We start from the raw sequence: 24567 nt of genomic DNA, 5'->3' as shown, positions 1-24567 counted from the left end.
AGAGTAGGCATCCATGACCAGCAACGTCGCGGCATCCTCCATCGCCGAGCCGCCACCCGCGCTCGAGGTGACGAAGAGTCGTTCGGGGTCGACGCTGGGCCGGTACATCCTCATCCGGTTCCTGCTGATCTTCCCGACCGTGCTCATCCTGGTGACGCTGGTCTTCTTCCTCATCCGCCTGACGGGCGACCCGATCACGGCGGCGCTGGGCGGACGGCTGCCGGCCGACCAGCTGGCCGAGCGCATCCACGAGGCGGGCTACGACCGCCCGATCTTCGTGCAGTACGTCGAGTACCTCGGGCGCATCCTCACCTTCGACTTCGGCACGACCATCACCGACAACCAGCCGGTCGTGCAGGTCATCGTCACGTACGGCACCGCGACCCTCGAGCTCGTGCTGTACTCGCTCGTGGTGGCCTTCCTCGTCGGCATCCCGCTGGGCCTCGTCGCCGCGGCGCTGCGCGACCGCTGGCCCGACGCGCTGCTGCGCGTGAGCGCCATCCTCTTCTACGCGACGCCGGTGTTCTTCGCGGGCCTCGTCGCCAAGCTGATCTTCGGTGTCTGGCTGGGCTGGCTGCCCGTCTCGGGCCGGGCGAGCGTGCGCACCGAGCTGGCCATCGGCCGCAACGGTGGGACCGGCATCTACCTCATCGACGCGATCGCGACCGGGAACCCCGCCTACATCCAGGACGTGCTGCTGCACGCGGTGCTCCCCGCGCTCACCCTGGGCCTGCTGACGGCGGGCATCTTCCTGCGCCTGGTGCGCACGAACGTCATCGGCACGTTCAACATGCCCTACATCGACGCCGCCCGCTCCCGCGGCGTCCGCGAGGGCCGTCTGGTCCGCACGCACGCGTACAAGCCGGCCCTGATCCCGATCATCACGGTGATCGGTCTGCAGATCGCCCTCATGCTCGGCGGTGCGGTGCTCACCGAGACGACCTTCGAGTGGAAGGGGCTGGGCTTCCAGCTGGCCGCGTACCTGGCATCCCGCGACTTCGTCGCCGTGCAGGGCATCGTCGCCATGATCGCGATCATCGTCGCGCTCACGAACTTCGCCGTCGACATCATCGCCGCGTTCATCGACCCGCGGGTCCGGTACTGAAGAGGGATGCGGACATGACCAAGCCCCGCCTCATCGACCGGATGCCGGTCGTCCATCAACTCCGCCAGAGCGTGGGCCTCCAGCGCGGCATGCTCGTCGCCGGTCTCGTGCTCACCGGCATCTTCGTGCTCTGCGCGATCCTCGCCCCCCTCATCGCGCCCTACGGGTTCGCGCAGCTGAGTGGCCCCGACGGCAACTTCGGGGCGCAGCAGCCGCCCAGCGCGGAGCATCTGCTCGGCACCACCGTCGGTGGGTACGACGTGCTCTCCCGCGTGATCTGGGGTGCCCAGACGGCGCTCTACGTCGTCATCGTGGCGATCGTGCTCTCGGTGTTCATCGGCATCCTGCTGGGCCTCGTCTCCGGCTACCTCGGCGGCTGGGTCGATCGCACCCTCGTCGTCGTGGCGGATGCGATCTACGCCTTCCCGACCCTGCTGCTCGCGATCGTGGTCGCGATCGCCATCAGCGGTGGCCAGTCGGGGCTGTGGCCCGGCATCCTGGCCGCCGCGGCATCCATCACCGTCGTCTTCATCCCGCAGTACTTCCGCGTCGTGCGCGCCGAGGTCGTGCGCATCAAGGCGGAGGCGTTCGTCGAGTCGGCCAAGGTGATCGGCGCCTCCACGCCGCGCATCATGTTCCGCCACGTGCTGCGCAACGCCACCCGGACGCTGCCGCTCATCGTGACGCTCAACGCGTCGGAGGCGATCTCGACCCTCGCCGCCCTCGGCTTCCTCGGTTTCGGCATCGAGCCGACGGCCGCCGCCGAGTGGGGCTACGACCTCAACAAGTCGATCAGCGACGTGGCCGCCGGCATCTGGTGGACCGCGATCCCGCCGGGCGTCGCGATCGTGCTGACGGTGCTGGGCATCACCCTCATCGGCGAGAGCCTGAACGACCTGGCCGACCCGCGCCTGCGGGCCCGCCGCCGCGCGAAGGCGCAGACGCCGGCCGACGCCGTCGCCGCCACGCAGCCGGCCTCGCGCGAGTTCATGGGAGAGGTGGAGTGATGGCCACGGCATCCTCCGACGCGTCCGCCGTCGACATCCGCGGGCTCGACGTCACATTCGCGACCGACGGCGGCGACGTCCACGCCGTCCGCGGCGTGAGTCTCGACGTGCGGCCCGGCGAGGTGCTCGCGATCGTGGGCGAGTCGGGCAGCGGCAAGACCGTCACGGCGCGCACGATCCTGGGACTCCTGCCCGAGACGGCGCTGACGCAGGGCGCGGTCGTGCTCGACGGCACCGACGTGGTGGGGCTCGATCGCGAGTCGCTGCGGCGCCTGCGCGGGACCACGGCCGCGATGATCTTCCAGGAGCCGTCGACGTCGCTCAATCCGGTGTTCACCGTCGGCTGGCAGCTCGCGGAGGGCCTGCGGGCGCACGGGAAGTACACGAAGAAGCAGGCCCGTGCCCGCGCCATCGAGATGCTGGGCCGCGTCGGCATCCCCGACCCCGAACGACGCGTCGACGACTATCCCCACCAGTTCTCGGGCGGTCAGAAGCAGCGCATCGTCATCGCGACGGCGCTCGCGCTCGACCCGACCGTGATCATCGCCGACGAGCCGACGACCGCGCTCGACGTGACCGTGCAGGCGGAGATCCTCGATCTGCTGCGTCGGCTCCGCGACGAGGACGGCACGGCGATCGTGCTCATCACCCACAACATGGGCGTCGTCGCCGATCTCGCCGATCGCGTCGCGGTCATGCTCAACGGCGAGGTCGTCGAGACCGCCCCGGTCGCCGAGCTGTTCGCCGCGCCCCGCGACGCGTACACCCGGCGTCTGCTGGCGGCCGTGCCGCGACTGGAGATCGTCGATCGTCAGCCGCCGGCGGGTGCCGCGGAGGCGGTGCCGGTGGTCGCGGCCGAGGATCTCGTCATCGAGTACGCCGGACGCCTGCGCCGCGCCGGCTTCCGCGCGGTCGACCGGGTGAGCTTCACGATCGCCCCCGGCGAGGTCGTGGGACTGGTGGGCGAGAGCGGATCGGGCAAGACCACCATCGGTCGGGCGATCGCGGGGCTCACGCCCGTGACCGGAGGGTCGCTGCGAGTGCTCGATGTGGAGATGAACGGCGTGAAGGAGCGCACGTTCCGTCGCCACCGCAAGGACCTCGGCTTCGTCTTCCAAGACCCGGCGACGAGCTTCAACCCGCTGCTGACGATCGCGCAGAACGTCGCCGAGCCGCTCATCGTGCACGGCGGTGCGCGGGATGCCGCCGATGCGCGCGACCGCGTCGACGAGCTGCTGGAGGCCGTGCAGCTTCCCAAGGCGTTCGGCGACCGCTTCCCGCACGAGCTGTCGGGCGGCCAGCGCCAGCGGGCGTCGCTCGCGCGCGGTCTCGCCCTCGACCCGAAGCTGCTCATCGCCGATGAGCCGACCAGTGCGCTCGACGTGTCGGTGCAGGCGCGTGTGCTCGAGCTGTTCGGCGAGCTGCAGGAGCGCTTCGGGTTCGCGACCCTGTTCATCACCCACGACCTCGCCGTCGTCGACATGCTCGCGCACCGCGTCGTCGTGCTCCACAAGGGCACCATCGCCGAGACCGGCCCGACCGCGCAGGTGCTCGGCGACCCGCAGGACGACTACACGCGCAAGCTGATCGCGTCGCTGCCTGTGCCCGACCCCGTCGAGCAGGCCGCGCGCCGGGAGGCGTGGCGCGCCGCTCGCGGCTGAAGCCGCGGCACCCGCGTGCCCTGCTGCCCCCGGGCCTGGGGCCTGCGGCCCTGGGGCCCCCGCGCGGCGTGCGTAACTCCAGCTGGATGGCACCGGCGCGGGCATGCGGCTCGGGCGCGCGCGGTTCAGGCGGAGTTGTGCACGCGGGGCGCGCGAGGGCGAGTGTCTCCGGCCTGCCATAGCCTGACGGGATGACAGTGAAACTCGGCTTCATCGGCATCGTCGTGCGCGACATGGCGGCATCCCTCGCGTTCTACCGCGCGCTCGGCGTTTCGATCGCCGACGGCCAAGACGATGCGCCGCACGTGGACGCGGTGCTGGACGGCGGCGTCGCCCTCGCCTGGGACACGGTCGAGACGATCCGCAGCTTCGACGCCGGCTACGAGCCGGCGTCGGGGGGCCATCGCATCGCGCTCGCGTTCGTGCAGGACAGCCCCGCCGAGGTGGATGCCGTCTACGCCGCTCTCGTGGCGGCGGGGCACGACGGTCACGTCGCGCCGTTCGACGCCTTCTGGGGGCAGCGCTACGCGACCGTGCTCGACCCCGACGGCAACGCCGTCGACCTGTTCGCGCCCTTGCCGGCCGCCTGAACTCGTTGTCGCGCGACCGGCGCCGCCCACCGTTTCACGTGCAACGCGGGTGTCAGTTCGACAGGTTCTCGATGAGCGAGGCGAACACGCCGAGCGGGCCGAACAGCATCAGCAGCAGCACGGTGCCGATGATGATGATGGCGGCCCACGGAACGCGTCGGCGGAGGCGGCGGCCCGCCGGCGCGACGCCGGGCGGTGGCCGCAGGGATGCCGTGGGCGCCCCGAACGGCAGCGCCGCCCACGCGGGCTCCGCCGGCGCGGCATCCCCTGTCGTGGCGTCCCCTGTCGCGTGATGCGTCGTCACCGCCGTTGCGGGCGGAGCGAGCCGGTCGTCGCGCCAGCGCTCCCACTGGGCGAGCTTGTCGAGCAGTGCCGCCACGACGGAGAACAGCCAGGCCCAGGTCGCCGGATCGAGGGTGGAAGCCTCGCGCTGCGTGTAGAGGAACAGCCAGTCGTCGACGATCTCCACGTCGAGGGCGGCCGCGTGATCGACGAATCGCGCCATGATGTCGGGCGTGAAGAGGTACAGGGCGTCGGCCTCGTAGCCGGACGGGCAGTAGAGGGTGAAGTAGCGGTCGAAGTCGCCCTCGAGGCTGAGCCGCTGCGCCCCGTCGAAGGCGGCCGGCAGGGTGGAGCCGAACAGTCCGTTGTTGCCCAGGGCATCCAGCACGATGTTCGGCAGGGGCGTCGCGAGCTTCACCGCGACGTAGCCCCACCGATGGGTGGATTCGTTCTTGCCCGAGCCGGTGCGGTAGACGTAGTTGCCGAACTCCACGAAGCGCGGGCTCTCGCCGCGGACCACGTCGGTGGCTTCGCGGCCGTGCCCGAGGCCGAAAACCATCCCCGGAAGCGGCGGCGCGGGCACCGACGGGTACCAGGTCATCGCGTTGGCGCGCGCGAAGCGGTCGAGGCGCCACCAGCGCTCCCCCGTCCGGGCGCCGAACGCCCGCGCGATGCCGACCGCGAGGACCGCGACGACGGCCACGAGCATGACCACCGGCGCGAAGGCCAGCACCGTGAAGCCGTCTCCGGAGACGGCCGCGGATGCGGCGCTCATCGCTCCGGCGAGCACGCCCAGGATCGTCGACCCGAAGACGATCGCGAAGACCACGCCGACGATCACGGCCATGACGACGCGCGCGCCCGGCGCGGCGGCCGGTGCGCGTCCGCCGGCGCGCAGCTCGCGGACGTAGGCGCGCACCGCCGCGCGATCGGCGGGCTCGATGAGCGGTCGCGCGTCGAAGGGCGAGGATGCCGCAGGCGTGCTCATGTCGTCACGCTACCGGGCCGAGCTTTCAGGGCGCCGTCCGCGCGTCCTCGTCACGATAACGGGCGCGCAACTCTTTTTCGACGGATGCCGTCGGCAGCCCGACCGCGACCACCAGCAGCCCCAGCACCAGCGCGACGGCCCCCACGAGATACGCCGCCCAGGCGCCGTCGACGAAGCTGAGGCGCGCGGCCTCGAGGATCTGCGTCGCGTATGCCGGGTTCTCCGCCGCGACGTGGGCGGCGGAGGCGAACGAGGCCTGCAGTGCGCGCGTCACGTCGTCGGAGAGGGCCGCGGCATCCGGAGAGGCGGCGATCAGCCCCGCGAACACGTGCGCGAACCCGCCGGCGAGCACGGCACCGAGCAGCGCCTGCAGCACCGCCCCGCCGAGATCGCTCTGCAGGTCGCTCGTCGCCGAGGCCATGCCCGCTTTGCGCACCGGCGTGCTGCTGGTGAGCGAGCGGGATGCCGCGGTCATCACGAACGACGCTCCTCCCCCGACGAGGGCGAACGCGGCGGCGACCACCACCGGCGTGGTGTCCTCGTTCCACGCGAGCATCGTGCCGAAGGCGCCGATGAGCACGACATAGCCGACGATCATCGCGATCCGGGTGCCGCGCTCGACCAGGACGGCGGCGAACGGCGCGCAGGCGAGCAGGGCGATCGCGGCCGGGATGAGGGCGACGCCGGCCTGCAGGGCGTCGTAGCCGAGGATGTTCTGCAGGTACTGCTGACCGACGAACATGGCGCCGACGAGCGACCCGAACGCGAGTGTTCCCGCGACCGCCGGCACCCAGAAGAGGCGTCGCCGGGCGACCCGAAGGTCGTACAGGGGCGCCGCGACGCGCAGCTGGCGCGCGACGAAGGCCGCGATCAGCGCCGCCGCCGCGACCAGGAGCGTCAGGCCGGCCCTCGCATCTCCCGGCGCGAACACGATGCCGAGACCCAGGACCAGTGCGGCGACGGCGAGCACCGACAGAACCCCGCCGAGGTGGTCGACCGGTTCGTCCGACTCGGCGACACCGCGCGGGATCGCGCGCGCGGCGATCAGCAGCGCGGCGACGGCGACGGGGACGGGCAGCAGCAGGGCGATGCGCCACCCGAAGGCGACGACGAGGGCCCCCGACAGCACCGATCCCCCGACCGTCGCGACCGCGCCCGTCGCGGTCCACAGCGCGATCGCGCGGACGCGGGCGGGCCCCTCGCCCCACAGTGCGGTGATCAGGGCGAGCGTCGTCGGGAACGCGAATCCGGCGGCGATCCCCGTGAGCACGCGCGCCGCCATGAGGAACCCGATCGAGGGGGCGAGGCTCGCGGCCGTGCCGGCGACGAGCAGCCCCACGAGTCCGATGCAGAGCACCCGGACCCGGCCGTGGCGGTCGCCGATGGCGCCGGCGTACAGCACGGTCATGGCCAGGCCGAGGCCCGTGCCGAGGGCGACGAGGTTGAGGGTGGTCTGCGAGGCGTCGAAGGTTGCGGCGATGTCGGGGAGGGCGACGGTCGCGCCGCCGGTGGTGAGGTTGCAGACCGCGGCGGCCAGCAGCAGTGCCGTCAGCACGGCGCCGGAACGCGCCGGAACGTGCGTGCTCGGCATCCGCCGTCCTTCCGTCGTCCCGTCGTCGTCCCTGAGCGTAGCGCTCGTCGGGTAGACTGTTGTGGTTGCCCGTCTGCGTTCCGTTCCGGAATCCGCGCGGGCACGTGCATCAACCCTCCTGATGCCGGGAAATGCCCGGCATCCGTTCTAGTCCGAAGGAGGTGGGTTAGTGACGCACTCACACCAGTACGAGCTCATGGTCATCCTCGACCCCGAGATCGACGAGCGTCAGGTCGCCCCCAAGCTCGACGGGTTCCTCAAGGTCATCACCGGCGACGGTGGCACCATCGAGAACGTCGACATCTGGGGCAAGCGTCGCCTGGCGTACGAGATCCAGAAGAAGAACGAGGGCATCTACGCCGTCGTCAACTTCACCGCCACGAGCGAGGCCACGCAGGAGCTCGACCGTCAGCTCAAGCTGAACGAGCAGATCATGCGTACCAAGGTCCTGCGTGCCGAGGAGGCGATCGCCCAGGTCGCCGCCGAGAAGGAGCGCGCCGAGGCCAAGGCCGCCCGCAAGGCAGCGAAGGCGTAACGACGATGGCCGGCGAGACCGTCATCACCGTCGTGGGAAACCTCACGGCAGACCCCGAGCTGCGGTACACGCAGAACGGCCTGCCCGTCGCGAACTTCACGATCGCGTCGACGCCCCGCAACTTCGACCGTCAGGCCAACGAGTGGAAGGACGGCGAAGCGCTGTTCCTCCGCGCGTCGGTGTGGCGCGAGTTCGCCGAGCACGTCGCCGGTTCGCTGACGAAGGGTTCCCGTGTCATCGCGACCGGTCGGTTGAAGCAGCGCTCCTACCAGGACCGCGAGGGCAACAACCGGACCGCGATCGAGCTGGAGGTCGACGAGATCGGCCCCTCGCTGCGGTATGCCACGGCTCAGGTCACGCGTGCCGCATCCGGCGGAGGCAACTACGGAGGCGGCCAGCAGTCGCGTCCGCAGCAGCAGGTGCAGCAGGAGGAGCCGTGGGCGACCCCGGGCTCTGCCGCACCCGACGCCTGGAGCGCACCCGGCGCCTACGGCGACGACACTCCGTTTTGAGTCGGCTCGGGTCACTGTCGCGAAGCGACACTGACGCGAGATCGACTCACGGTTGAGCGAGGCCCGCAGGGCCGAGTCGAAACCCGGGATCCGTCGCAAGATTCTCGAATTCTGGATGCCTCGGCATCCGCACACACCTAAGGAAAACAATGGCTGGAAAGGCTACCGGCGATCGCCGTAAGCCGCGGAAGGGCGCGAAGAACGCCGCTCCCGCGAAGGCGATCCGCGTCGGCGTCATCGACTACAAGGACGTCGCAACGCTTCGCAAGTTCATCTCGGAGCGCGGCAAGATCCGCGCCCGTCGTATCACCGGTGTCTCGGTGCAGGAGCAGCGTCTGATCGCCAAGGCGATCAAGAACGCGCGCGAAATGGCGCTCCTGCCTTACGCCGGCGCTGGCCGCTAAGGAGCACCCATCATGGCAAAGCTGATTCTCACGAACGAGGTTGCCGGGCTCGGAAGCGCCGGCGACGTCATCGAGGTCAAGAACGGGTACGCCCGCAACTACCTCATCCCTCAGGGCTTCGCTGTGGCGTGGACCCGCGGTGGCGAGAAGCAGGTGGCGTCCATCCGCGCCGCCCGTGACGCCCGTGCGATCCACGACCACGAAGAGGCCGTCGCGCTCAAGGACACCCTCGAGTCGAACAAGGTCAAGCTGTCGGTCAAGGCCGGCAAGGAAGGCCGCCTCTTCGGGTCGGTCAAGACCGCCGACGTGGCCGACGCCGTCAAGGCCGCCGGTCTCGGCGAGCTCGACAAGCGCAAGATCCACATCACCGCGCCCATCAAGGCCGTCGGTGAGCACGAGGCGACCGTGCGTCTGCGCGACGACCTCACCGCTGTGATCACCCTTCAGGTGGTCGCCGCCAAGTAAGTCCCGCCGGATTCCCGGTCGTTGAGCGAGGCGCGCGAGCGCCGCGATGCAGCGTCGAGAAACGGTCGTTGAGCGGGGCGCGCGAGCGCCGAGTCGAAACGCCGCACGGATGCCGTGACCTCCCCCAAGGTGAGGTCACGGCATCCGTCGTTTCCGCCGGACGGTGGAGGAGCCGGTGCCAGGCACGGTCGCCGGCTCCTCCCGCCGGGGGTCATTCGGTGCGTGCACGGCGGCGTGCGGTGAGCATCACCCCCAGAGCGAGCGCGGCCAGCCCCGCCAGCAGCGGCAGCAGGGTGAGGACGCCGCCGGTCTGAGCGAGCGTCTTCACGGCGCCGCTCGCGGCCAGCACGCCCGTGACAGCGGTGCCGCCCGTGGTCGACGTGCCGGATGTGGTCGGCGTGGTCGGCGTGGTGGGCGTCGTCGGGGTCGTGGGCGTGGTGGGCGTGGTCGGCGTCGTGGGCGTCGTCGGGCCGGTGGTCGGCGCCGTCGTGGTGGCGTCACCGACCACGGCGATCGCGTTGCCGCCGAGCGTGATCGGCGCCGTGATCGGCAGGCCCAGCTGCGTGCCGCCGAGGATGCCGTCGGTGCCGCTGGTGGTCGCACCTCCGGTCGCGCCGCCCGTGCTTCCCGCCGGGGCGGTGGTCGTGGCATCCGTGCTGTCGGCGTCGCCGAGCACGGAGATGGCGTTGCCGCCGGCGGTCACCGGTGCGGTGATCGGGGCGAGCACCTGGGTGCCGCCGAGGATGCCGTCGGTGCCGCTGGTGGTCGCACCTCCGGTCGCGCCGCCCGTGCTTCCGGCCGGGGCGGTGGTGGTGGCATCCGCGCTGTCGGCGTCGCCGAGCACGGAGATGGCGTTGCCGCCGGCGGTCACCGGTGCGGTGATCGGGGCGAGCACCTGGGTGCCGCCGAGGATGCCGTCCGTGCCGTCGGTGGTCGCGCCGTCGGTCGTTCCGGCGGGGGCGCCGGTCGGGGCCGTGGTGGCCGCACCCGTGCTGTCGGCGTCGCCGAGCACCGAGATGGCGTTGCCGCCGAGTGTCACCGGCACGACGACGTCGATGACGGCCTGTGTGCCGGAGCCGACGCCGTCGGAGCCGCCCGTGGAGGCGTCTCCGCCGCCGATCGACACCGACGGTGCCGAGGTCTGCGCCTCGGTGCTCGTGGCGTCGCCCAGCACCGAGATGCCGTTGCCGGCGACCGTGACGGGCACCGCCACGGAGATGAGCCCCTGGGTTCCCGACAGCAGACCGTCGTCGCCCGTGGTCTCGGCCGCCTGTGCGACCGTCGCGCCGAAGAGCGTGATGCCTCCGGCCAGGAGCGTGCCCCACAGGGCGCGCTTGATGGTGGTGTTCATGATGTGTCTCTCCTGAAAGTGTTGATGGGGTGTGCGCGAGAGCGCGCGGGATCGTGCCGCTCAGAAGGCGGCCGAACCCCCCGTCAGTCAGGTGAGACGTCGGTGTCGAACACCGGCGCGGGCAGGGCGTACTCGTCGCCCGGTGCGCGTCGCAGCATCCGGGCACGGTGCGCTGCGAACAGACCGAAGGCGAGCACGGCGCTCGCGCCGAAGGAGAATCCAGCCGCGCTGGAGAAGAACGAGGTCGCCTCGAGGGCGGACCCGGGCGGGGCCCATCCCCCCGTCGGTGATGCGGGCAGCACGGATGCCGGGGTCAGCACGGCGGCACCGGGAACGAACGAGGTCACCGCCGTCTCGAGCGAGACGAGCGCGGTGTTCAGCGTGGCTCCGAGCCCGGCCGTCGCCTGATCCCAGGCCGCCGTGAGCACCGCGAGCGCGGCCTCGGTGGAGGCCGGCGAGCCCGCGGACGGGTCGGTGGGGGATGCCGCGCCCCCGGCAGGGGGGACCGCGCTCGTGAGGGGGGTCACGAGGCTTCCGACGACGGGGAGCGATGTCACCGCGTCGGTCACGGGGGCCGCGGCATCCACGAGGGGCGCGACCGCGCCGGTCACGGGTGCGAGGACAGGTGCGAGGGGGCTCACGATCTCGCCGACCGCCGAGCCGATCGGGGCGACGACCTCGCCGACGGGCGTGAGGGGCTCGAGCGCCGGAGCCACGGAGGTGACGATATCGCCGACCGGAGGTGCCACGGTCTCGACCACGGGAGCGACGGTCTCGGCGACGGGAGAGAGGATCTCTGCGACCGGGTCGAGCACGGGGGTCGTGACCGTCGACAGCGTGCTGGAGACGCCGCCGACGAGGGAGCCGAGAGGATTGTCGGTGTCATCGGCGGCATGGGCCGACGGACCGGAGAACAGGGTGAGGGCGAACCAGGCGAACGCGGCGCCGACACCGAGGGCGCCCAGCATCGCCCATCGCCGTGTCGACTCTGTGGTCGAACGTCCGCGGCGCAGCGGGGGGACTGCGATCGTCACCATGTTCACCTCCCACGACGATGTGTCGGGATGCCGGCGCGAGCCGACGCCCATGGAGTGCCTGGATACGTGAAGATACGCCGATATATCACTTGTGTCTAGACCCCTCGGACGCGCGGCGTCTTCGCGCGGGACACGCCCGACCGACGCGCGCGAGCCGACCCCTCGACTTGACAACGACGCATTCATCCCCATGGTTGTCCCCAACCCTCACGCACAGGCCGAACCTTCAACCGGCACTTCAACCACATTGTGAATCCACAGGGTGTGAATCAGCGAATACCAGGTCAGGTTGCATTTTCCGCGGAGAATCTTTGGATGCCACGGCGTGTTTCCACAGGCACTGTGCACAGGGTGTCCGGCGTTTCACGCAGATCATCCACAGAGTTATCCACAGGCCTGTTTGCGACTGTCGGACCCCGTCCCTAACGTGGCGTGTGGTCTCGCGGCGGGACCGGTCATCGAGCGTGTGAAGGGGACTGCATGTCGATCGCGGACATCTCCGAGGATCGTTTCGGTGGACCCCTCGAGAGCCGCGGACCCGAGCGCACGCCGCCGCACGACCTCCTCGCCGAGCAGAGCACCCTCGGCGGCATGCTGCTGTCGAGCGACGCCGTCGCCGATGTGATCGAGGCGCTGCGCGGCACCGACTTCTACGTGCCGAAGCACGAGCTGATCTTCGAGGCGATCCTCTCGCTCTACTCGCACGGCGAGCCCACCGATGTGGTCGCCGTCACCGACGAGCTCATCAAGACGGGTGACCTGCAGCGCTCCGGCGGCGCCGACTACCTGCACTCGCTGACCTCGATCGTGCCGACCGCGGCCAACGCCGCGTACTACGCGTCGATCGTGCGCGAGCGCGCGCTGCTGCGACGGCTCGTCGAGGCCGGCACGCGCATCGTGCAGATGGGCTACAACGGCCAGGGCGATGCGCTCGACCTGGTCAACAACGCGCAGGCGGAGATCTACTCGGTCACCGGTGCCGAGCAGGCCGAGGACTACGTCCCGCTCGAGGTCGCCGTCAACGCGGCCGTCGAGGAGATCGAGGCCGCGCGCGGGCGCGACGGTCAGATGACCGGCATCCCCACCGGATTCGCCGGGCTGGACCAGCTGACCAACGGTCTGCATCCGGGTCAGATGATCATCATCGCGGCGCGCCCCGCCATGGGTAAGTCGACGCTGGCGCTGGACTTCGCCCGCGCGGCGGCGATCAAGGCGCAGCAGCCGACGATCGTCTTCTCGCTCGAAATGGGTCGCAGTGAGATCGCCATGCGTCTGATGAGCGCCGAGGGTGCGATTCCGCTCCAGAGCATGCGCAAGGGCACGCTCGACTCCCGCGACTGGACGACGATCGCAGCCACCCGCGGCCGCATCAACGACGCGCCGCTGTACATCGACGACAGTCCCAACATGACGCTCGTTGAGATCCGCGCGAAGTGCCGCAAGCTCAAGCAGCGAGTGGGCCTGAAGATGGTGGTCATCGACTACCTGCAGCTCATGACCTCGGGAAAGCGCGTCGAGAGCCGCCAGCAGGAGGTCTCGGAGTTCTCGCGTGCGCTGAAGCTTCTGGCCAAGGAGCTTCAGGTGCCGGTGATCGCGCTGTCGCAGCTGAACCGTGGTCCCGAGCAGCGCGCCGACAAGAAGCCCGCCCTGAGCGACCTGCGTGAGTCGGGCTCGATCGAGCAGGATGCCGACATGGTGGTGCTGCTGCACCGCGAGGCCGCCTACGAGAAGGACAGCCCCCGCGCCGGCGAGGCCGACCTGATCGTCGCCAAGCACCGCAACGGCCCGACGGATACGATCACCGTCGCCTTCCAGGGCCACTTCTCCCGCTTCACGGACATGGCCCCGGGGGACTTCGGGTAGGTGTAGGTTCTCGGCGAAGATGGCGGATTCTCAGATGAAGTGGCGGACAAGTGGCGGATCCGTCATGTTCTTGAGAACGACGTCTGTAGACGGACGCGAGGCGCCGTATGTGCCGGGCGGAGGTTTCGGTCCTCGATTGGCCCCGCAAACTCCGCGACGTCCGTCGAGCGAGTTGCGAATTTCGCGACGTCACGGGGGGCGACGATTCGATCGCCTGGTTCTCGCGAACCGAGTGAGTGTCGGTGGAACGGCGTATCATAATTACACGTATGTAATTCCACCAACACCACGCCGGCGGTGAACGAGATGACTGATGGCTCTTCTGATGCGGCTGGGCGTGGGGCTGACGTGGTTTGGGCCGGTCGCCTGCAGGTCCTCGCCTTGGACGGTGGCGGCGCGAAGGCGTTGTTCACTGCCCACGTGTTGGCCCAGCTCGAGGAGGACCTCGGTGTTGTTGTTGCGGACTCGTTCGACCTGATCGCCGGTACGTCTGCGGGTGGAATCATCGCGCTCGCACTAGGCGCCGGGCTTCGTCCCGCGGAGATCGTCGAGCACTACGAGCTGCTGATCGAACGGGTCTTCCCGCATTCGCGTCGCCGTGTGTGGCGTCGCGGCCGTCAGTTGTTCCGGCCGGTGTACGACGCCGACGCGCTGCGCGCCGCTCTGGCCGGAGTGTTCGGCGATCTTCGGGTCGGCGACAGCGGGAAGCGCCTGGTGGTGCCGTCGTGGGATGTGCAGTGGGGAGGTGTGCACGTCTTCAAGACGCCGCACCATGATCGGCTCCGACGCGATTGGCGGACTTCGATGGTGGATGTCGCGAACGCGACCGCTGCGGCCCCGCTGTACTTCCCGGCTGCGCGGGTGGGTGGGCTGCGTTTGATCGATGGTGGCGTGTGGGCGAACAACCCGTCGGTGGTTGCGATCGCGGAAGCGACGAGCATGCTCGGCGCGTCGATCGGCAACGTCCGTGTTCTCAACGTCGGCACGATGGAGCCGGATGCCTCACACGGGAAGCATCTCGACGAGGCTGGTCTGCTCGGGTGGGCGAAGCCGGCCGCGTCCATGATCTTGAACGCGAGCAGCCGGGGCGGTCAAGGGATCGCCGAACACCTCGTCGGTAAGCAGAACTACGTACGCTTCGACGCCCCGACTCCGAGGGGTGCGTTCGCGCTTGACGCGGTGGACCGCGACGACGTGGTCGGGTTGGCGGCGTCGGCCAGCCGGATTCTCAGCCCGACGTACCAGGCGCAGTTCGCCGCGCACCGCGCCGCGGCTTACACACCTGCCTTCTCGATCCCTACCCGAACGGGATCGACATCCGAGAATCAACCGGAGGCCCACTGATGCAGCTCGCCGACCACTTCGATGTCCTTCTAAAGGACACCGTCAACCTCAGCCAGTTCAAGCTGGAGACTCTCGAGACGAGGGTGGACGCGATCTACGCGGCGATCGCCGCGGATGCGACGATCGGGGCGATGATCCTGGGGAAGACCCCGCAGGGATCGTGGGCACATCGCACGATCATCCAGCCCCAGAAGGGGAAGGAGTTCGACGCCGACTTCATGCTCGACATGGAGGAGAACCCGGACTGGTCCACCAGCCCGAAGACGTACATCGACGAGGTCTACTACGCCCTGAAGCGGCATCCGAAGTACGGGCAGATGCCCCTAGCCCGCAAGTGCCGGTGCGTGCGGGTCTCGTACGCGAACGACATGCATGTCGACATCGTCCCGCACGTCATCCTCTCCGGCTGGCGGGAGGTGATCGTGAACCGCGACGAGAACATCTGGGAAGACACCAACCCGCAGGGGTTCACGGACTGGATGAAGAAACAGGACCAGATCGCCGGCGGCAACCTGCGCCGCGTCATCCGCCTCATCAAGTTCCTCCGCGATCACAAGAACTCCTTCACCGGCACCCGATCGATCCTGCTCACCACACTCCTCGGAGAGCGGGTCAGCGAGCTCAGCAAGATGAGCGACCCGTCCTGCTACAGCAACCTCCCCACCGCGCTGCGCACGATCGTCACGGATCTTGACGAGTGGCTGCAGGCTCGACCTAACCGGCCGTCAATCGCCGACCCGTCAGGATCAGGAGTCACTTTCGACCACCGGTGGTCCGATGAGACGTACTCGTACTTCCGGGACCGCATCCACGTCCACGCGGCCGAGATCGAGGACGCCTACGCCGAGCCGGACAAGGACCGCAGCGTCCAGAAGTGGCAGGCGCTGTTCGGCGACGGCTTCAAGGCACCAGCCGGCAGCGGCCCTGCGAAGTTCGCCCCGGCCGCCCCGACGAAGGAGACCACAACGGGGAGGTCGGGGCGCGCGGGATGACCAAGCGAAAGCAGCCGACCTTCGCGCCCTGGCAGGTGACCCAGCTGCAGGAACTACGGGCACTCGCCAGAGCACGCCCGCACGAGTTGCGCTGCGGTGCGGCGAGCGAGGGACCTGAAGGTGATGCCTGCGTCCCGATCGAGCTGAACACCGACACGATCGAGCACGCCGCGAACGGGTTGCAGCTGCATGGCTGGGAGCCTTTCGTGCTGCGCATCCCGACCAGCCCCTTCTCCCCCCCGACCGTGGAAGTCACCCATACCCGCTTCCTCGGGTTCCCGCACGTGTTGCAGGGGCGTCGACTGTGCATCTACCTGGACCCGTCCCGCGAGTGGCACCCACAGAGCGGGGTCAGCGCGACCTTGAACCGGCTCTGGGGGTGGCTTGCCGAGGCCGCCGCGGCACTGTTCGATCCGTCCACGGCCATGTACCACGCCGTTGGCGGGGTGCTGCACCGCACCCAGGGCACACCGACGATCGTCGCCCGCGAGGATCTCCCGGCGCTGCGCGTGACGACCGCGACGCTGCACCGACGAACCGACGCACGGTTGGATCTCACCTGGCGTAACCGTGGCGAGATGATCGTGCCGGTGGTGCGACTGCTCTCCGACCTGCCGTTTGGTGCGACCGAGTCGTTGGTGCCGTTGCTATACCTGATTGACTACCCGACCGCGGACGTCGCGACACCCCGCGCGTTCGGACCGGTGCGCCGCCATGCCCCGCTCGGTCCGGCGTTCACGACGATGCTGATCGCCGCCGCTCTGCGCAGCCCCGCGGATTCGCCTCAGTACTTCGTCCTCGCCGTCCCGCACGGTGCGGGCGGGCCACCGCATCTGCTCTGCGGCCGGCTCACACCCGCTGTCGCGAACGCGCTGCGCAAAGTCGGCCGGACGCGGGGCACGGCGCTGGACCTGAATCCCACCCTCCTCGACGTCGAGGTGCCGATCGAATGGTGCAACATGTCTGATGAACGAGAAGCCGTCACCACGCGACGCGACGTGGACCGTCCCGTCAACGGGTTCGCAGGAAAGTCCGTGCACGTGTGGGGGTGCGGAGGTCTCGGATCCTGGATCGCCGAGTTCGTCGTCCGGGCAGGGGCCCGAGAGATCACGATTTGCGACCCGGGTGTCGTGACCGGTGGGTTGCTGGTACGGCAGAACTACACCGAGACGAGCATCGGCGAGACCAAGGCCCAAGCTCTCGCCACACGGCTGCGGTCGCTTCGTGACGACATCGTCGTCCATGTCGCCGCCGGCGCGATCCCCGAAGACCTCAGCGCCGCGCTCGACGCGGACATCGTCATCGACGCGACGGTCAGCAACGCCGTGACGACCCTCCTGGACGCCACCGCAGAGGTGCCGGACCGTCGGGCGGTGATCGCCCAAGTCGCCACCGATGTCGCGTCCGGCACCCTTGGGTTGGTCACGATCTGCCCGTCCCGCGCTGGGTCGCCGTCGTCTGTGGACGACCGGGTGGGTCGGGTCGTGGGCGCCGATCCGGCGCTCGAGCTGTACCACGGGTTGTGGCGGGACCCTCTGGCCGGTGATGAGATCGTCCCCACCCGGGGATGTTCGGTGCCGACCTTTCATGGTTCCGCTGCGGACTTGGCCGCCGTGGCCGGAGTCCTCACCAGCCTGATCGGCACACACCTCGCCGCAGACTCCTCCACCGCCGGCGCACACCTGATCGCGTTGCCGCACGCCTCAGCAGGACCCCGACATCATTTCGTCCCCGTGACTGCCGCGGACATCAGCGAGGGGCTCGCTGCCTGACCGGAGCTAGTCTCAGGTTGCGTTTTGCCGCGTCGGCGCGGATGACTCTCCTGTCGGAGATCCATCTGCACCGATCGCACCGGCGATGTTTGCGCGGGCGTGGATGACTAGGGCCCGAGGTCGTGGGCTTTCGTGTTGCGGCGTTGGGGTTGCCGACGCTCTTACGGCAACGAGGGGCGGCGCCGCGACATGCGGACGGCGGGCGGCGGACGCTTAGGAGGCCGCGCGCTCCGTTGTCGCCTGTCGATCCGCGGCGTAGCGTCGTGCCGCTTCCCACCAGTAGTTGTCGCGGATCCGGTAGAGCAGGGTCCGCTCCCCCGGAACGCGGCCAACGAATTCGAGGAAGTGTGCGTCGCGGAGCTTGTGGATCAGCGGGTGAACGATGCTCCCCAGCAACCCGGTCGCTTCGACGATCTGCTTGGGTGAGAAGGTTTCGCCTTCGAGTGCGGCGATCTCGATGACGACGGCGTTCATGTAGCTGTTGCCGAAGAACAGACGGGACTCCTCCGGTGCGATCGGCTCCACTATCGTCATGCCCCGAGTTTCGCATAGGTCGCCGACGCCCGGCACCTACGCGAAGGTGATTCTGAGGCATTCTCCTTCCGGTGTTGTCTACCTGACCTACACAACTTGACTCCGCTGGTTTCGAGCGTACAGTGAATGTGACATTCACTGAAACGTATGTCACGTACTACGTAAACGCCGTTGCCACAAGTGCGATTCGGTACGACGTGACTTACGTAATTGCGTGGGATTCGTTCATGGTTGCTTGTGTCGATAGGCCTCCAGGATGGCCGTATGTCCACAGATCGGTCTCCCGCGAGTGGTAGTTCGGGTGAGGTCTCGCGCCGGGTAGTCCTCGGCTCGTGACGGGGGCAGAGGCAACCATTCGGATCCGCAGGTCCGACGATCGCGTCGACGTCAGTGACCTGCGTGATCTTCGTGTTCGTCAGTTCGACACGGCGGTGCCGTGGCGGGAGTTTCGCTGGTACCGCAAGCAACGGCACTTCTCTGGCTCCTACTGGTCGGCGACGATGGAGGCGCCGGTCGGGTACGAATCGCGGCTCGAGTACGCGAACCTCTTGTTGGCGGACTTCGACCCGCGGGTGGTGTGGATCTTGTCACAGCCATTCTTGGTCGACGGAGATGACCGAGGCACGGCGCGGAGGCACGTTCCGGATTACCTGCTTATTCACGCCGATGACTCGGCGTGCGTGGTCGACGTGAAGCCCGCCGAGAAGCTGTCGCGACCAAAGGTTCACAACTCGTTGGCGTGGTCCCGGCGAGTCATCGAGGGGCACGGCTGGGAATACCGGGTGCAATCCGAACCCAACCCCGTGATGCTTGCCAACGTGCAGTTCCTCGCGGGCTACCGGCGCCGATTCCAGTTTCCGGACGCCGAGGTTGCCGCCGCGACCGGCACTCTCCACACTCCTCTCACCCTTGGAGAGGCGGTGCGAGCCGTAGCTCCTATAGAGGGTGACATCAGGTTCGCGCGTTCCCTCGTCTTGCATCTGCTGTGGGTGCGGCATCTGAACGCCGACCTGACTCGGCCCCTGTCGACCGCCAGCCTTTTGACGCCATCTTCCAGAGAGGACCAGTCGGGATGAAGAAGACATGGACGGTTGCCCCGGGCGCACAGCTCGTCTACGACGGCGAAATGTGCACCGTCGCGGAGATCGGGGATGGAGCGGTCATCGTCCGCACCGCGGACGGGAGTACTCGCCGGCTGCGGATGCTCGACGTGCTGCGGCCTGCTTCGGAGGGCGGTACCGCGCACGTCCCGGGAAGACTTCCCGATGACGAAGAGTCGCAGCCGTTGATGCTCGTCTGGTCTGATGCGACCGAGTCCGCCCAGGCGGCCGCCCATGAGCGCGCCGATCATGTCCGCGAGGTACTCACCGGATACAGATCGGGAAGTCGAGAGATCGCCCGTGAGGGAGAACCGCGCTTTGAGTACCACCCACAACGTTCATTGGGAGAACGGCAGACCGCGAAGGCCAAGGAGCTCGGCATCGGGACGCGGACACTGGAACGCTGGGTATCCCGCTACCGCGACACCGGCGAGGCGGGCCTGATCGACACCCGCAGGTCTCGGACGGGCGCGGCCCTGACGAACTTCGATCCGCGCTGGGTCGACGCCGCCCGGACCGTGATCGATGAACAGGGCAACCAGTCCAAGGTGCAGAAGAAGATCATCCTCGCCCGCATCGCCGCCCGCGTCGAGCGCGTCCACGGACCCGAGGTCGTCACCCTCCCGTCGACCGCCAGCGGATACCGGGCATTGGACGAGCTCTCCCGAGGCCGAGCAACGTTCTCCGGGTCCACGAAAGCCAAACGATCAATAGCGAACCGGCCCTCCGCCCCCTACGGCCGCCTGACAGCGACCCGCCCGGGCGAGTTCGTCCTTCTGGACACCACCCCGCTGAACGTGTTCGCCGTCGCACCGGTCACCGGAAAGTGGGTGTGCGCGGACCTCACCGTCGCGATCGACCTCTACTCGAGGTGCATCCTCGGACTGAGACTCACGCCGGGTTCCACGAAGTCCATCGACGTGTCCGGCGTCCTCGCCGAAGCTATGCAGCCCTTCGAGATCCCGAAGAGCTGGGGCACGCCAGCTCGTTGGCCGTACCACGGGCTCCCCGACACGGTGCTCGTCGACCCCGCCCGCACCGGTGTTGCCCGGTTCACTCGGGCGGGCATCCTGCCGGAAACGATCGTGATCGATCACGGCCGCCCGTTCCTGTCCGAACACGTCACCACGGCATGCGCTCGGCTAGGAATCTCGATCCAGCCCGCCCGCATCTACCAGCCGACCGACAAGAGCCCGGTCGAACGGTTCTTCCGCACCCTCGACTCACTCCTCCAAGAGCTCCCTGGCTACAAGGGCGCTGACGTGTCCGGTCGCGGCGACGACATCGAGGCTGAGGCGGTGTACACGGTCCCGCAGTTGGAGCAGATCATCCGCGAGTGGATCGCGACGGTTTATCACCTCCGGCCGCACGATTCCCTCGTCGACCCTGGGTTGCCCGGTGTGAAGATGAGCCCTGCACAACGGTACGACCAGGGCCTCGCGGTGGCGGGGGCGCTGCGGATGCCGGCAGACCGGAACGTGCTCCTGGAACTGTTGCCGGTGGTGAAGCGGCAGTTCAATCACTACGGGGTAGAGATCCACAAGCTGCGCTACACCGGTGATTCCGTCGCGAAGTACCGCAACCGTGCCCGGTCGATCCACCGTGACAAGGGCACGGAGTGGCCGTTCGTGGTGAACCCGGACGACCTCACCAAGATCTACTTTCACGACCCGGAGGATCACACCTGGCACACCCTCGAGTGGGAGCATAAAGGCAGCTTCGACACGCCCTTCAGCCTTGACGCTTTGGAGTACGCGAAGAAGATCGCGGTTCGCCAGGGTCGTCCCTCACGGGTCGACGATGTCGCGGCGCAGCTGCTGGAGGACTGGGGCGCCGGGCGTGGGTTGACCCCTTCGGAGCGGCGTATGAGCGCCCGGATGGCCGCCCAGCTGAATGAGCGGGAGCCCGACCCAGACGGGGTGTGGTCGCTGCGCACGGTCCAGCGGCTGCTGGACGCGGAACTGTCGAGCTCATCTGATCTCGCCACCGAGCTCAGCGGCCCCATGCAGGACCCCGGTCGTCGGGTGGCCTCGCCGGACACCGGCGATGACGACGATGAGGACGACATCGACGAACCAACCATCCGCGCCGATTATCACTTCGAACCGATGGAGATGCTCCGATGACGTCCCCAAGTGCGCAGACGCAGCTGCCGCCCCGTCAGCGCAGCCTGTCCACCTACGAGGGCTGGACGGACTTCGCTGACCGTCCACCCCGCACTCGCCCCAAGAAGCTCACCCGCTTACAGCTGGATTCGTTGCCGGCTCGCGAACGCGCGGCGTACGACCTGGAGCGGCGAGTTTGGCATGCGAACATCCTGCTGCGCACCCGGCAGGTGGAGGACATCGAGGTGCAATTGGCGGACATCCTCGACTCGAACCTGCAGGACTCCGACCGGGTCAAGTCCGCCGCAGCGATTGACGCGCCGCCAGCGTTGGGGAAGTCGACCGTGGTGAACAACTTCGGCCGGATGTTCCATCAGCAGCGGAACGCGGAGGTCGGGGACTGGTTGGACCCGGACAGGGATATTCGGCACTTGCCGGTGTGCCACGTCACGTTGACTGGGCGGCTGACGATCAAAGGGCTGCACATGATGATCCTCGGCTTCTACGCCCACCCCGCCACCGCCGGCATCCTGCACCGGTCGATGGCCGGCCGTGACCTGGCGCGGGCGGCAGCGGAATGCATCGAACGACACGACACCCGGCTGGTGATCATCGACGACCTGCACTTCCTGAACATGCGCACCCGTGACGGAGTCGAGGTCGCCAACCAGCTCAAGTGGCTCGCCAACGAGTACAACGCCACCTTCCTGTTCGCCGGCGTCGCCCTGCGCGCCCGCGGCCTGGTAGGTGAAGGTGAGACCGGGAGGGAAGCGGCGATGGCACAGACATTCCGCCGGTGGACGGTGCTCGGGTTGAGCCCGTTCACTCTCGCCCACAAACGCGGCAGGGAGGAATGGGGCCGGTTGCTATTCGGCATCGAACAATCCCTCGTCCTCACCGACGCTCGCCCTGGGATGCTGGTGGACCTATCGCGGTACCTGTTCGCCCGCACCACTGGAAACATCGGCTCCCTGATGGACCTGATCCGCCGCGGCGCATCTCGCGCAATCCGCACCGGCCGGGAATCCATCGACCGCGAACTGCTCGACGACATCCGCATCGACGAAGGCGCCGAAACCGAACGACGCGAGCTTGAGGCCAAGCTCGAACAGCAATCGCGAACCCAGAAAGCACACCGCCGCCGCAAGAATCAGGACGCAGAGGCGGCGACCGCATGACCACGACGACGGCAACGCCCTCGGATCAGGTGCGGGTACTGCCGTTCCGAGTGCGGCCGCTGCCGGATGAGCCGTTCGACTCCTGGCTGGAGAAGATGGCGGCCACCTACGGGGCAACGATGAACGAGATGGCTTGCGCACTCGGCCTCATCGAGCAGCAGAAAGGATTGGCGGTCTCCGCGACTGCATGGATGGCGGACATGTGGGCCACTACCCTCACCGCCGACCAGGCCTCCCGACTCGAAGCGTCGACGGGCATCCCCACAGATCAGTTCCATGAGATGACCAGGATGAGGTTTGCACGCCACGCGATCCGTTTCACCCGGCAGGGGCGGATAAGCGCGCAATGCCCGGCTGCGGGAACTACGGGACGATACTGCCCCGAGTGCCTGGTCGACTCAGGTGGGCGATGGCGGATGTCGTGGCAGTTCCCGTTCGGGTTTGCGTGCGCCCGCCATCGTCGCCTGCTCGTAGATCGATGCCGCGCATGCGATCGTCCCGCCCGGCAACGCGCTCACCCGCTCGCCCTCGTTCCGGTTCCCGGCCGCTGCCACAACCCGATCCCGGGTCCGCAGAGAGGCCCCCAGGCCAACCGATGCCGGGCAGACCTCACCGACAACCCGACACCCGCTCCCGTCCCTCGCGCCGTGTTGGAAGCGCAGCGGGCGATGATGCGGATCATCTCCACCGGGAGCGCACGGTTCGGGATCTACGTGGGCGCACCGCAGCCAGCAGTGGCCGTGCTGGAAGACGTCCGGCTGCTGTCTCGCATCGCACGGAACGCGATGGTCGCTGACGACGGCATCGATACCGGCGCGCTCGGGGAAGATGCCGTCCAGCTGTTCCGGGCGAGCGAGGATTGGACCCCGGCCGTCCGGGCGCGACCGGAGTCCGCAGTTGGGGCGGCAGCCGGTACCACCCTCGCGCTGACGGCATTGGCCAACCCTGAGACCGTTGCTACCCTCCTGCGGGGACGCGTCGCGCAGAGCACGTCGTACACAGCCAACACCCCGCAACTACAGACGCTCATCGCCACCGCGCTGGGGCGACGCCGCCGTCCTACCGTGTTCCTGCAGTCCGCGCCACCTTCCGGGATCGGGCCGGCCGAACGCGCCCGGACGGTACCCGCACAGCTGTGGGACGAGTGGATCGCCCACCACGCGCCGCTCCGCGTGACAAACGAGATCGCGGCATCAGCACTGGCGGCGGCTGTCGTGTTCACCGGCACACGGCTCACACACTCCGCAGCCCTCGCTCTGCTCGATCCGGACGCACCGGTCCGGCAAGTCACGCACGTGATGCGTGACCTCGGCCGCAGCGCCCACGACGTCCACACGCTCCACGCGATCCTCCGGTTGGTCGCGTTCCTGGACACCCACGACGTGCCCGTGGACTACACCCGGCGCCGCTCCCTCGATTACACCGGACTGCTACCAGAAGCCGAGTGGCGGGAATCGTGCCGGGCGGTGGGCGTATCCGCGGGCGGCGGACGGCGGTGGCGGGTGGCTCGTGCGTTCCTGTACCGGACACTGTCCGGCAACCCGCTCCGCACGCTCCCGGCCGAGTGGGGAGCTACGGGAGTCAGCACACGATCCGTCGCCCGCTTCGTGAAAGCGCTGCCGCATGAGGGCCGCCTCCGGCTAGAGCAGATCGCCGCCGACTTCCTCATCGCCAACGGCATCCACGAGCCGATCACGTGGTGCCCTCCCGTCGCCGACACGGCCCGGACGGAAAGCGCGCAAACCGCCTCAACCCTGTGGCCGCCGAGCCGCCCAGCGCGAACAGCTGCCATGAAGTCCAGCTCGCCAGACGACATGGTGCGGGCGTACACGGCAGGAGCGTCGACGTCCGAGATCGCTGCAGATGCCAACGTGTCCCGGCAGACCGTGAGTCGCATACTCGCCGACGCGGGCACCCAAACCCGTCGAGGACGACCCCGCACCTTCACCCCTGATCCTGTCTGGTTGCGCGAGCAGTACGAGACGCATCAGCACACCATCGGGCAGATCGCACGCATCGCTGGATGCAGCGAAACGACAGCCAACCGCCACCTACGTGCCGCCGGCATCGACCTCAGACCACGTGGAGGACGGCATACATCATCCCAACGACGAGGAACGGGATCGGCCGATGCTCGGATATGACGCATAC

General features: G+C 68.6%; 21 protein-coding genes. 16 read left to right on the top strand and 5 right to left on the bottom strand.

What is annotated here, in order from left to right; translation table 11 throughout:
- The first annotated feature begins 13 nt into the window (after nucleotides 1-13).
- From AC6CQV_RS14370 to AC6CQV_RS14355, 4 genes are all read left to right on the top strand, one after another.
- On the top strand, nucleotides 14-1105 hold the full coding sequence (locus AC6CQV_RS14370) for an ABC transporter permease (protein ID WP_101305179.1): 1092 nt from the start codon (nucleotides 14-16) through the stop codon (nucleotides 1103-1105).
- A 14-nt stretch (nucleotides 1106-1119) separates the two neighbouring features.
- Complete coding sequence (locus tag AC6CQV_RS14365; RefSeq protein ID WP_060960805.1) at nucleotides 1120-2112, top strand: ABC transporter permease; 993 nt, start codon at nucleotides 1120-1122, stop codon at nucleotides 2110-2112.
- On the top strand, nucleotides 2112-3773 hold the full coding sequence (locus AC6CQV_RS14360) for a dipeptide ABC transporter ATP-binding protein (protein WP_498259828.1): 1662 nt from the start codon (nucleotides 2112-2114) through the stop codon (nucleotides 3771-3773). Before AC6CQV_RS14365 ends, AC6CQV_RS14360 begins: the two co-directional genes overlap by 1 nt.
- A 191-nt stretch (nucleotides 3774-3964) precedes the next feature.
- A complete protein-coding gene (locus AC6CQV_RS14355) occupies nucleotides 3965-4363 on the top strand; it encodes a VOC family protein (RefSeq protein WP_498259827.1) in 399 nt (132 codons plus the stop codon).
- A 52-nt stretch (nucleotides 4364-4415) separates the two neighbouring features.
- On the opposite strand, the gene AC6CQV_RS14350 is transcribed toward AC6CQV_RS14355, so the two are convergent.
- Together AC6CQV_RS14350 and AC6CQV_RS14345 are read right to left on the bottom strand one after the other, a co-directional pair.
- On the bottom strand, nucleotides 4416-5633 hold the full coding sequence (locus AC6CQV_RS14350) for a hypothetical protein (RefSeq protein ID WP_498259826.1): 1218 nt from the start codon (nucleotides 5631-5633) through the stop codon (nucleotides 4416-4418).
- Between the two features lie 25 nt (nucleotides 5634-5658).
- Nucleotides 5659-7224 carry an MFS transporter gene (locus AC6CQV_RS14345; RefSeq protein ID WP_498259825.1) on the bottom strand — a complete coding sequence of 522 codons (1566 nt, stop codon included), beginning with the start codon at nucleotides 7222-7224 and terminating at the stop codon, nucleotides 5659-5661.
- A gap of 196 nt (nucleotides 7225-7420) precedes the next feature.
- On the opposite strand from AC6CQV_RS14345, the gene rpsF reads away from it, so the two are divergent.
- The 4 genes from rpsF (at nucleotide 7421) to rplI (ending at nucleotide 9140) form a co-directional block, all read left to right on the top strand.
- A complete protein-coding gene (rpsF, locus tag AC6CQV_RS14340) occupies nucleotides 7421-7759 on the top strand; it encodes a 30S ribosomal protein S6 (RefSeq protein ID WP_060960846.1) in 339 nt (112 codons plus the stop codon).
- Nucleotides 7760-7764: 5 nt separating this feature from the next.
- Nucleotides 7765-8271 (top strand): single-stranded DNA-binding protein, encoded by a 507-nt coding sequence (locus tag AC6CQV_RS14335; protein WP_060960800.1) that lies wholly within the window; start codon nucleotides 7765-7767, stop codon nucleotides 8269-8271.
- A gap of 149 nt (nucleotides 8272-8420) precedes the next feature.
- A complete protein-coding gene (gene rpsR / locus AC6CQV_RS14330) occupies nucleotides 8421-8675 on the top strand; it encodes a 30S ribosomal protein S18 (protein ID WP_005054609.1) in 255 nt (84 codons plus the stop codon).
- A 12-nt stretch (nucleotides 8676-8687) separates the two neighbouring features.
- Nucleotides 8688-9140 (top strand): 50S ribosomal protein L9, encoded by a 453-nt coding sequence (gene rplI / locus AC6CQV_RS14325; protein WP_036288929.1) that lies wholly within the window; start codon nucleotides 8688-8690, stop codon nucleotides 9138-9140.
- A 211-nt stretch (nucleotides 9141-9351) separates the two neighbouring features.
- Here the strand turns inward: rplI and AC6CQV_RS14320 are convergent, their stop codons facing one another.
- Nucleotides 9352-10491 carry a hypothetical protein gene (locus AC6CQV_RS14320; RefSeq protein ID WP_498259824.1) on the bottom strand — a complete coding sequence of 380 codons (1140 nt, stop codon included), beginning with the start codon at nucleotides 10489-10491 and terminating at the stop codon, nucleotides 9352-9354.
- 83 nt (nucleotides 10492-10574) lie between these two features.
- A complete protein-coding gene (locus AC6CQV_RS14315) occupies nucleotides 10575-11528 on the bottom strand; it encodes a hypothetical protein (protein ID WP_498259823.1) in 954 nt (317 codons plus the stop codon).
- Nucleotides 11529-12008: 480 nt separating this feature from the next.
- Between AC6CQV_RS14315 and dnaB the strand changes: the two genes are divergently transcribed.
- From dnaB to AC6CQV_RS14295, 4 genes are all read left to right on the top strand, one after another.
- Nucleotides 12009-13391 (top strand): replicative DNA helicase, encoded by a 1383-nt coding sequence (dnaB, locus tag AC6CQV_RS14310; RefSeq protein ID WP_060960798.1) that lies wholly within the window; start codon nucleotides 12009-12011, stop codon nucleotides 13389-13391.
- A 306-nt stretch (nucleotides 13392-13697) separates the two neighbouring features.
- The gene (locus AC6CQV_RS14305; RefSeq protein WP_082486273.1) at nucleotides 13698-14735 is read left to right on the top strand and encodes a CBASS cGAMP-activated phospholipase; all 1038 of its coding nucleotides are present in this window, start codon (nucleotides 13698-13700) and stop codon (nucleotides 14733-14735) included.
- A complete protein-coding gene (locus tag AC6CQV_RS14300; RefSeq protein ID WP_056518837.1) occupies nucleotides 14735-15727 on the top strand; it encodes an SMODS domain-containing nucleotidyltransferase in 993 nt (330 codons plus the stop codon). Before AC6CQV_RS14305 ends, AC6CQV_RS14300 begins: the two co-directional genes overlap by 1 nt.
- Nucleotides 15724-17499, top strand: coding sequence for a ThiF family adenylyltransferase (locus AC6CQV_RS14295; RefSeq protein WP_498259822.1), 1776 nt, complete (start codon nucleotides 15724-15726; stop codon nucleotides 17497-17499). Before AC6CQV_RS14300 ends, AC6CQV_RS14295 begins: the two co-directional genes overlap by 4 nt.
- A 213-nt stretch (nucleotides 17500-17712) precedes the next feature.
- Here the strand turns inward: AC6CQV_RS14295 and AC6CQV_RS14290 are convergent, their stop codons facing one another.
- A complete protein-coding gene (locus tag AC6CQV_RS14290; RefSeq protein ID WP_156454721.1) occupies nucleotides 17713-18033 on the bottom strand; it encodes a hypothetical protein in 321 nt (106 codons plus the stop codon).
- A gap of 332 nt (nucleotides 18034-18365) precedes the next feature.
- On the opposite strand from AC6CQV_RS14290, the gene AC6CQV_RS14285 reads away from it, so the two are divergent.
- The 4 genes from AC6CQV_RS14285 to AC6CQV_RS14270 are packed head-to-tail and all read left to right on the top strand — an operon-like array spanning nucleotide 18366 to nucleotide 24560.
- The gene (locus AC6CQV_RS14285) at nucleotides 18366-19109 is read left to right on the top strand and encodes a TnsA-like heteromeric transposase endonuclease subunit (RefSeq protein ID WP_200934394.1); all 744 of its coding nucleotides are present in this window, start codon (nucleotides 18366-18368) and stop codon (nucleotides 19107-19109) included.
- Nucleotides 19106-21259, top strand: coding sequence for a TnsB C-terminal domain-containing protein (locus AC6CQV_RS14280; RefSeq protein ID WP_056518834.1), 2154 nt, complete (start codon nucleotides 19106-19108; stop codon nucleotides 21257-21259). Before AC6CQV_RS14285 ends, AC6CQV_RS14280 begins: the two co-directional genes overlap by 4 nt.
- The gene (locus tag AC6CQV_RS14275) at nucleotides 21256-22416 is read left to right on the top strand and encodes an AAA family ATPase (RefSeq protein WP_498259821.1); all 1161 of its coding nucleotides are present in this window, start codon (nucleotides 21256-21258) and stop codon (nucleotides 22414-22416) included. The genes AC6CQV_RS14280 and AC6CQV_RS14275 overlap by 4 nt, the downstream gene beginning before the upstream one ends.
- Nucleotides 22413-24560: a TniQ family protein gene (locus tag AC6CQV_RS14270; RefSeq protein WP_498259820.1), complete on the top strand. Its 2148-nt coding sequence runs from the start codon at nucleotides 22413-22415 to the stop codon at nucleotides 24558-24560. The genes AC6CQV_RS14275 and AC6CQV_RS14270 overlap by 4 nt, the downstream gene beginning before the upstream one ends.
- Nucleotides 24561-24567 lie beyond the last annotated feature (7 nt).

It is taken from the genome of Microbacterium sp. EG9 (genome assembly GCF_059759475.1).
Note: the sequence above shows the minus strand (reverse complement) of the source record. Positions and strands in the feature narration are given on the sequence as shown.

Excerpts from the sequence above, each read along its gene's own strand:
- AC6CQV_RS14370 (WP_101305179.1), top strand. The coding sequence starts at position 14 with ATGACCAGCAACGTCGCGGCATCCTCCATCGCCGAGCCGCCACCCGCG.
- AC6CQV_RS14365 (WP_060960805.1), top strand. The coding sequence starts at position 1,120 with ATGACCAAGCCCCGCCTCATCGACCGGATGCCGGTCGTCCATCAACTC.
- AC6CQV_RS14360 (WP_498259828.1), top strand. The coding sequence starts at position 2,112 with ATGGCCACGGCATCCTCCGACGCGTCCGCCGTCGACATCCGCGGGCTC.
- AC6CQV_RS14355 (WP_498259827.1), top strand. The coding sequence starts at position 3,965 with ATGACAGTGAAACTCGGCTTCATCGGCATCGTCGTGCGCGACATGGCG.
- AC6CQV_RS14350 (WP_498259826.1), bottom strand. The coding sequence starts at position 5,633 with ATGAGCACGCCTGCGGCATCCTCGCCCTTCGACGCGCGACCGCTCATC.
- AC6CQV_RS14345 (WP_498259825.1), bottom strand. The coding sequence starts at position 7,224 with ATGCCGAGCACGCACGTTCCGGCGCGTTCCGGCGCCGTGCTGACGGCA.
- rpsF (WP_060960846.1), top strand. The coding sequence starts at position 7,421 with ATGGTCATCCTCGACCCCGAGATCGACGAGCGTCAGGTCGCCCCCAAG.
- AC6CQV_RS14335 (WP_060960800.1), top strand. The coding sequence starts at position 7,765 with ATGGCCGGCGAGACCGTCATCACCGTCGTGGGAAACCTCACGGCAGAC.
- rpsR (WP_005054609.1), top strand. The coding sequence starts at position 8,421 with ATGGCTGGAAAGGCTACCGGCGATCGCCGTAAGCCGCGGAAGGGCGCG.
- rplI (WP_036288929.1), top strand. The coding sequence starts at position 8,688 with ATGGCAAAGCTGATTCTCACGAACGAGGTTGCCGGGCTCGGAAGCGCC.
- AC6CQV_RS14320 (WP_498259824.1), bottom strand. The coding sequence starts at position 10,491 with ATGAACACCACCATCAAGCGCGCCCTGTGGGGCACGCTCCTGGCCGGA.
- AC6CQV_RS14315 (WP_498259823.1), bottom strand. The coding sequence starts at position 11,528 with ATGGTGACGATCGCAGTCCCCCCGCTGCGCCGCGGACGTTCGACCACA.
- dnaB (WP_060960798.1), top strand. The coding sequence starts at position 12,009 with ATGTCGATCGCGGACATCTCCGAGGATCGTTTCGGTGGACCCCTCGAG.
- AC6CQV_RS14305 (WP_082486273.1), top strand. The coding sequence starts at position 13,698 with ATGACTGATGGCTCTTCTGATGCGGCTGGGCGTGGGGCTGACGTGGTT.
- AC6CQV_RS14300 (WP_056518837.1), top strand. The coding sequence starts at position 14,735 with ATGCAGCTCGCCGACCACTTCGATGTCCTTCTAAAGGACACCGTCAAC.
- AC6CQV_RS14295 (WP_498259822.1), top strand. The coding sequence starts at position 15,724 with ATGACCAAGCGAAAGCAGCCGACCTTCGCGCCCTGGCAGGTGACCCAG.
- AC6CQV_RS14290 (WP_156454721.1), bottom strand. The coding sequence starts at position 18,033 with ATGACGATAGTGGAGCCGATCGCACCGGAGGAGTCCCGTCTGTTCTTC.
- AC6CQV_RS14280 (WP_056518834.1), top strand. The coding sequence starts at position 19,106 with ATGAAGAAGACATGGACGGTTGCCCCGGGCGCACAGCTCGTCTACGAC.
- AC6CQV_RS14275 (WP_498259821.1), top strand. The coding sequence starts at position 21,256 with ATGACGTCCCCAAGTGCGCAGACGCAGCTGCCGCCCCGTCAGCGCAGC.
- AC6CQV_RS14270 (WP_498259820.1), top strand. The coding sequence starts at position 22,413 with ATGACCACGACGACGGCAACGCCCTCGGATCAGGTGCGGGTACTGCCG.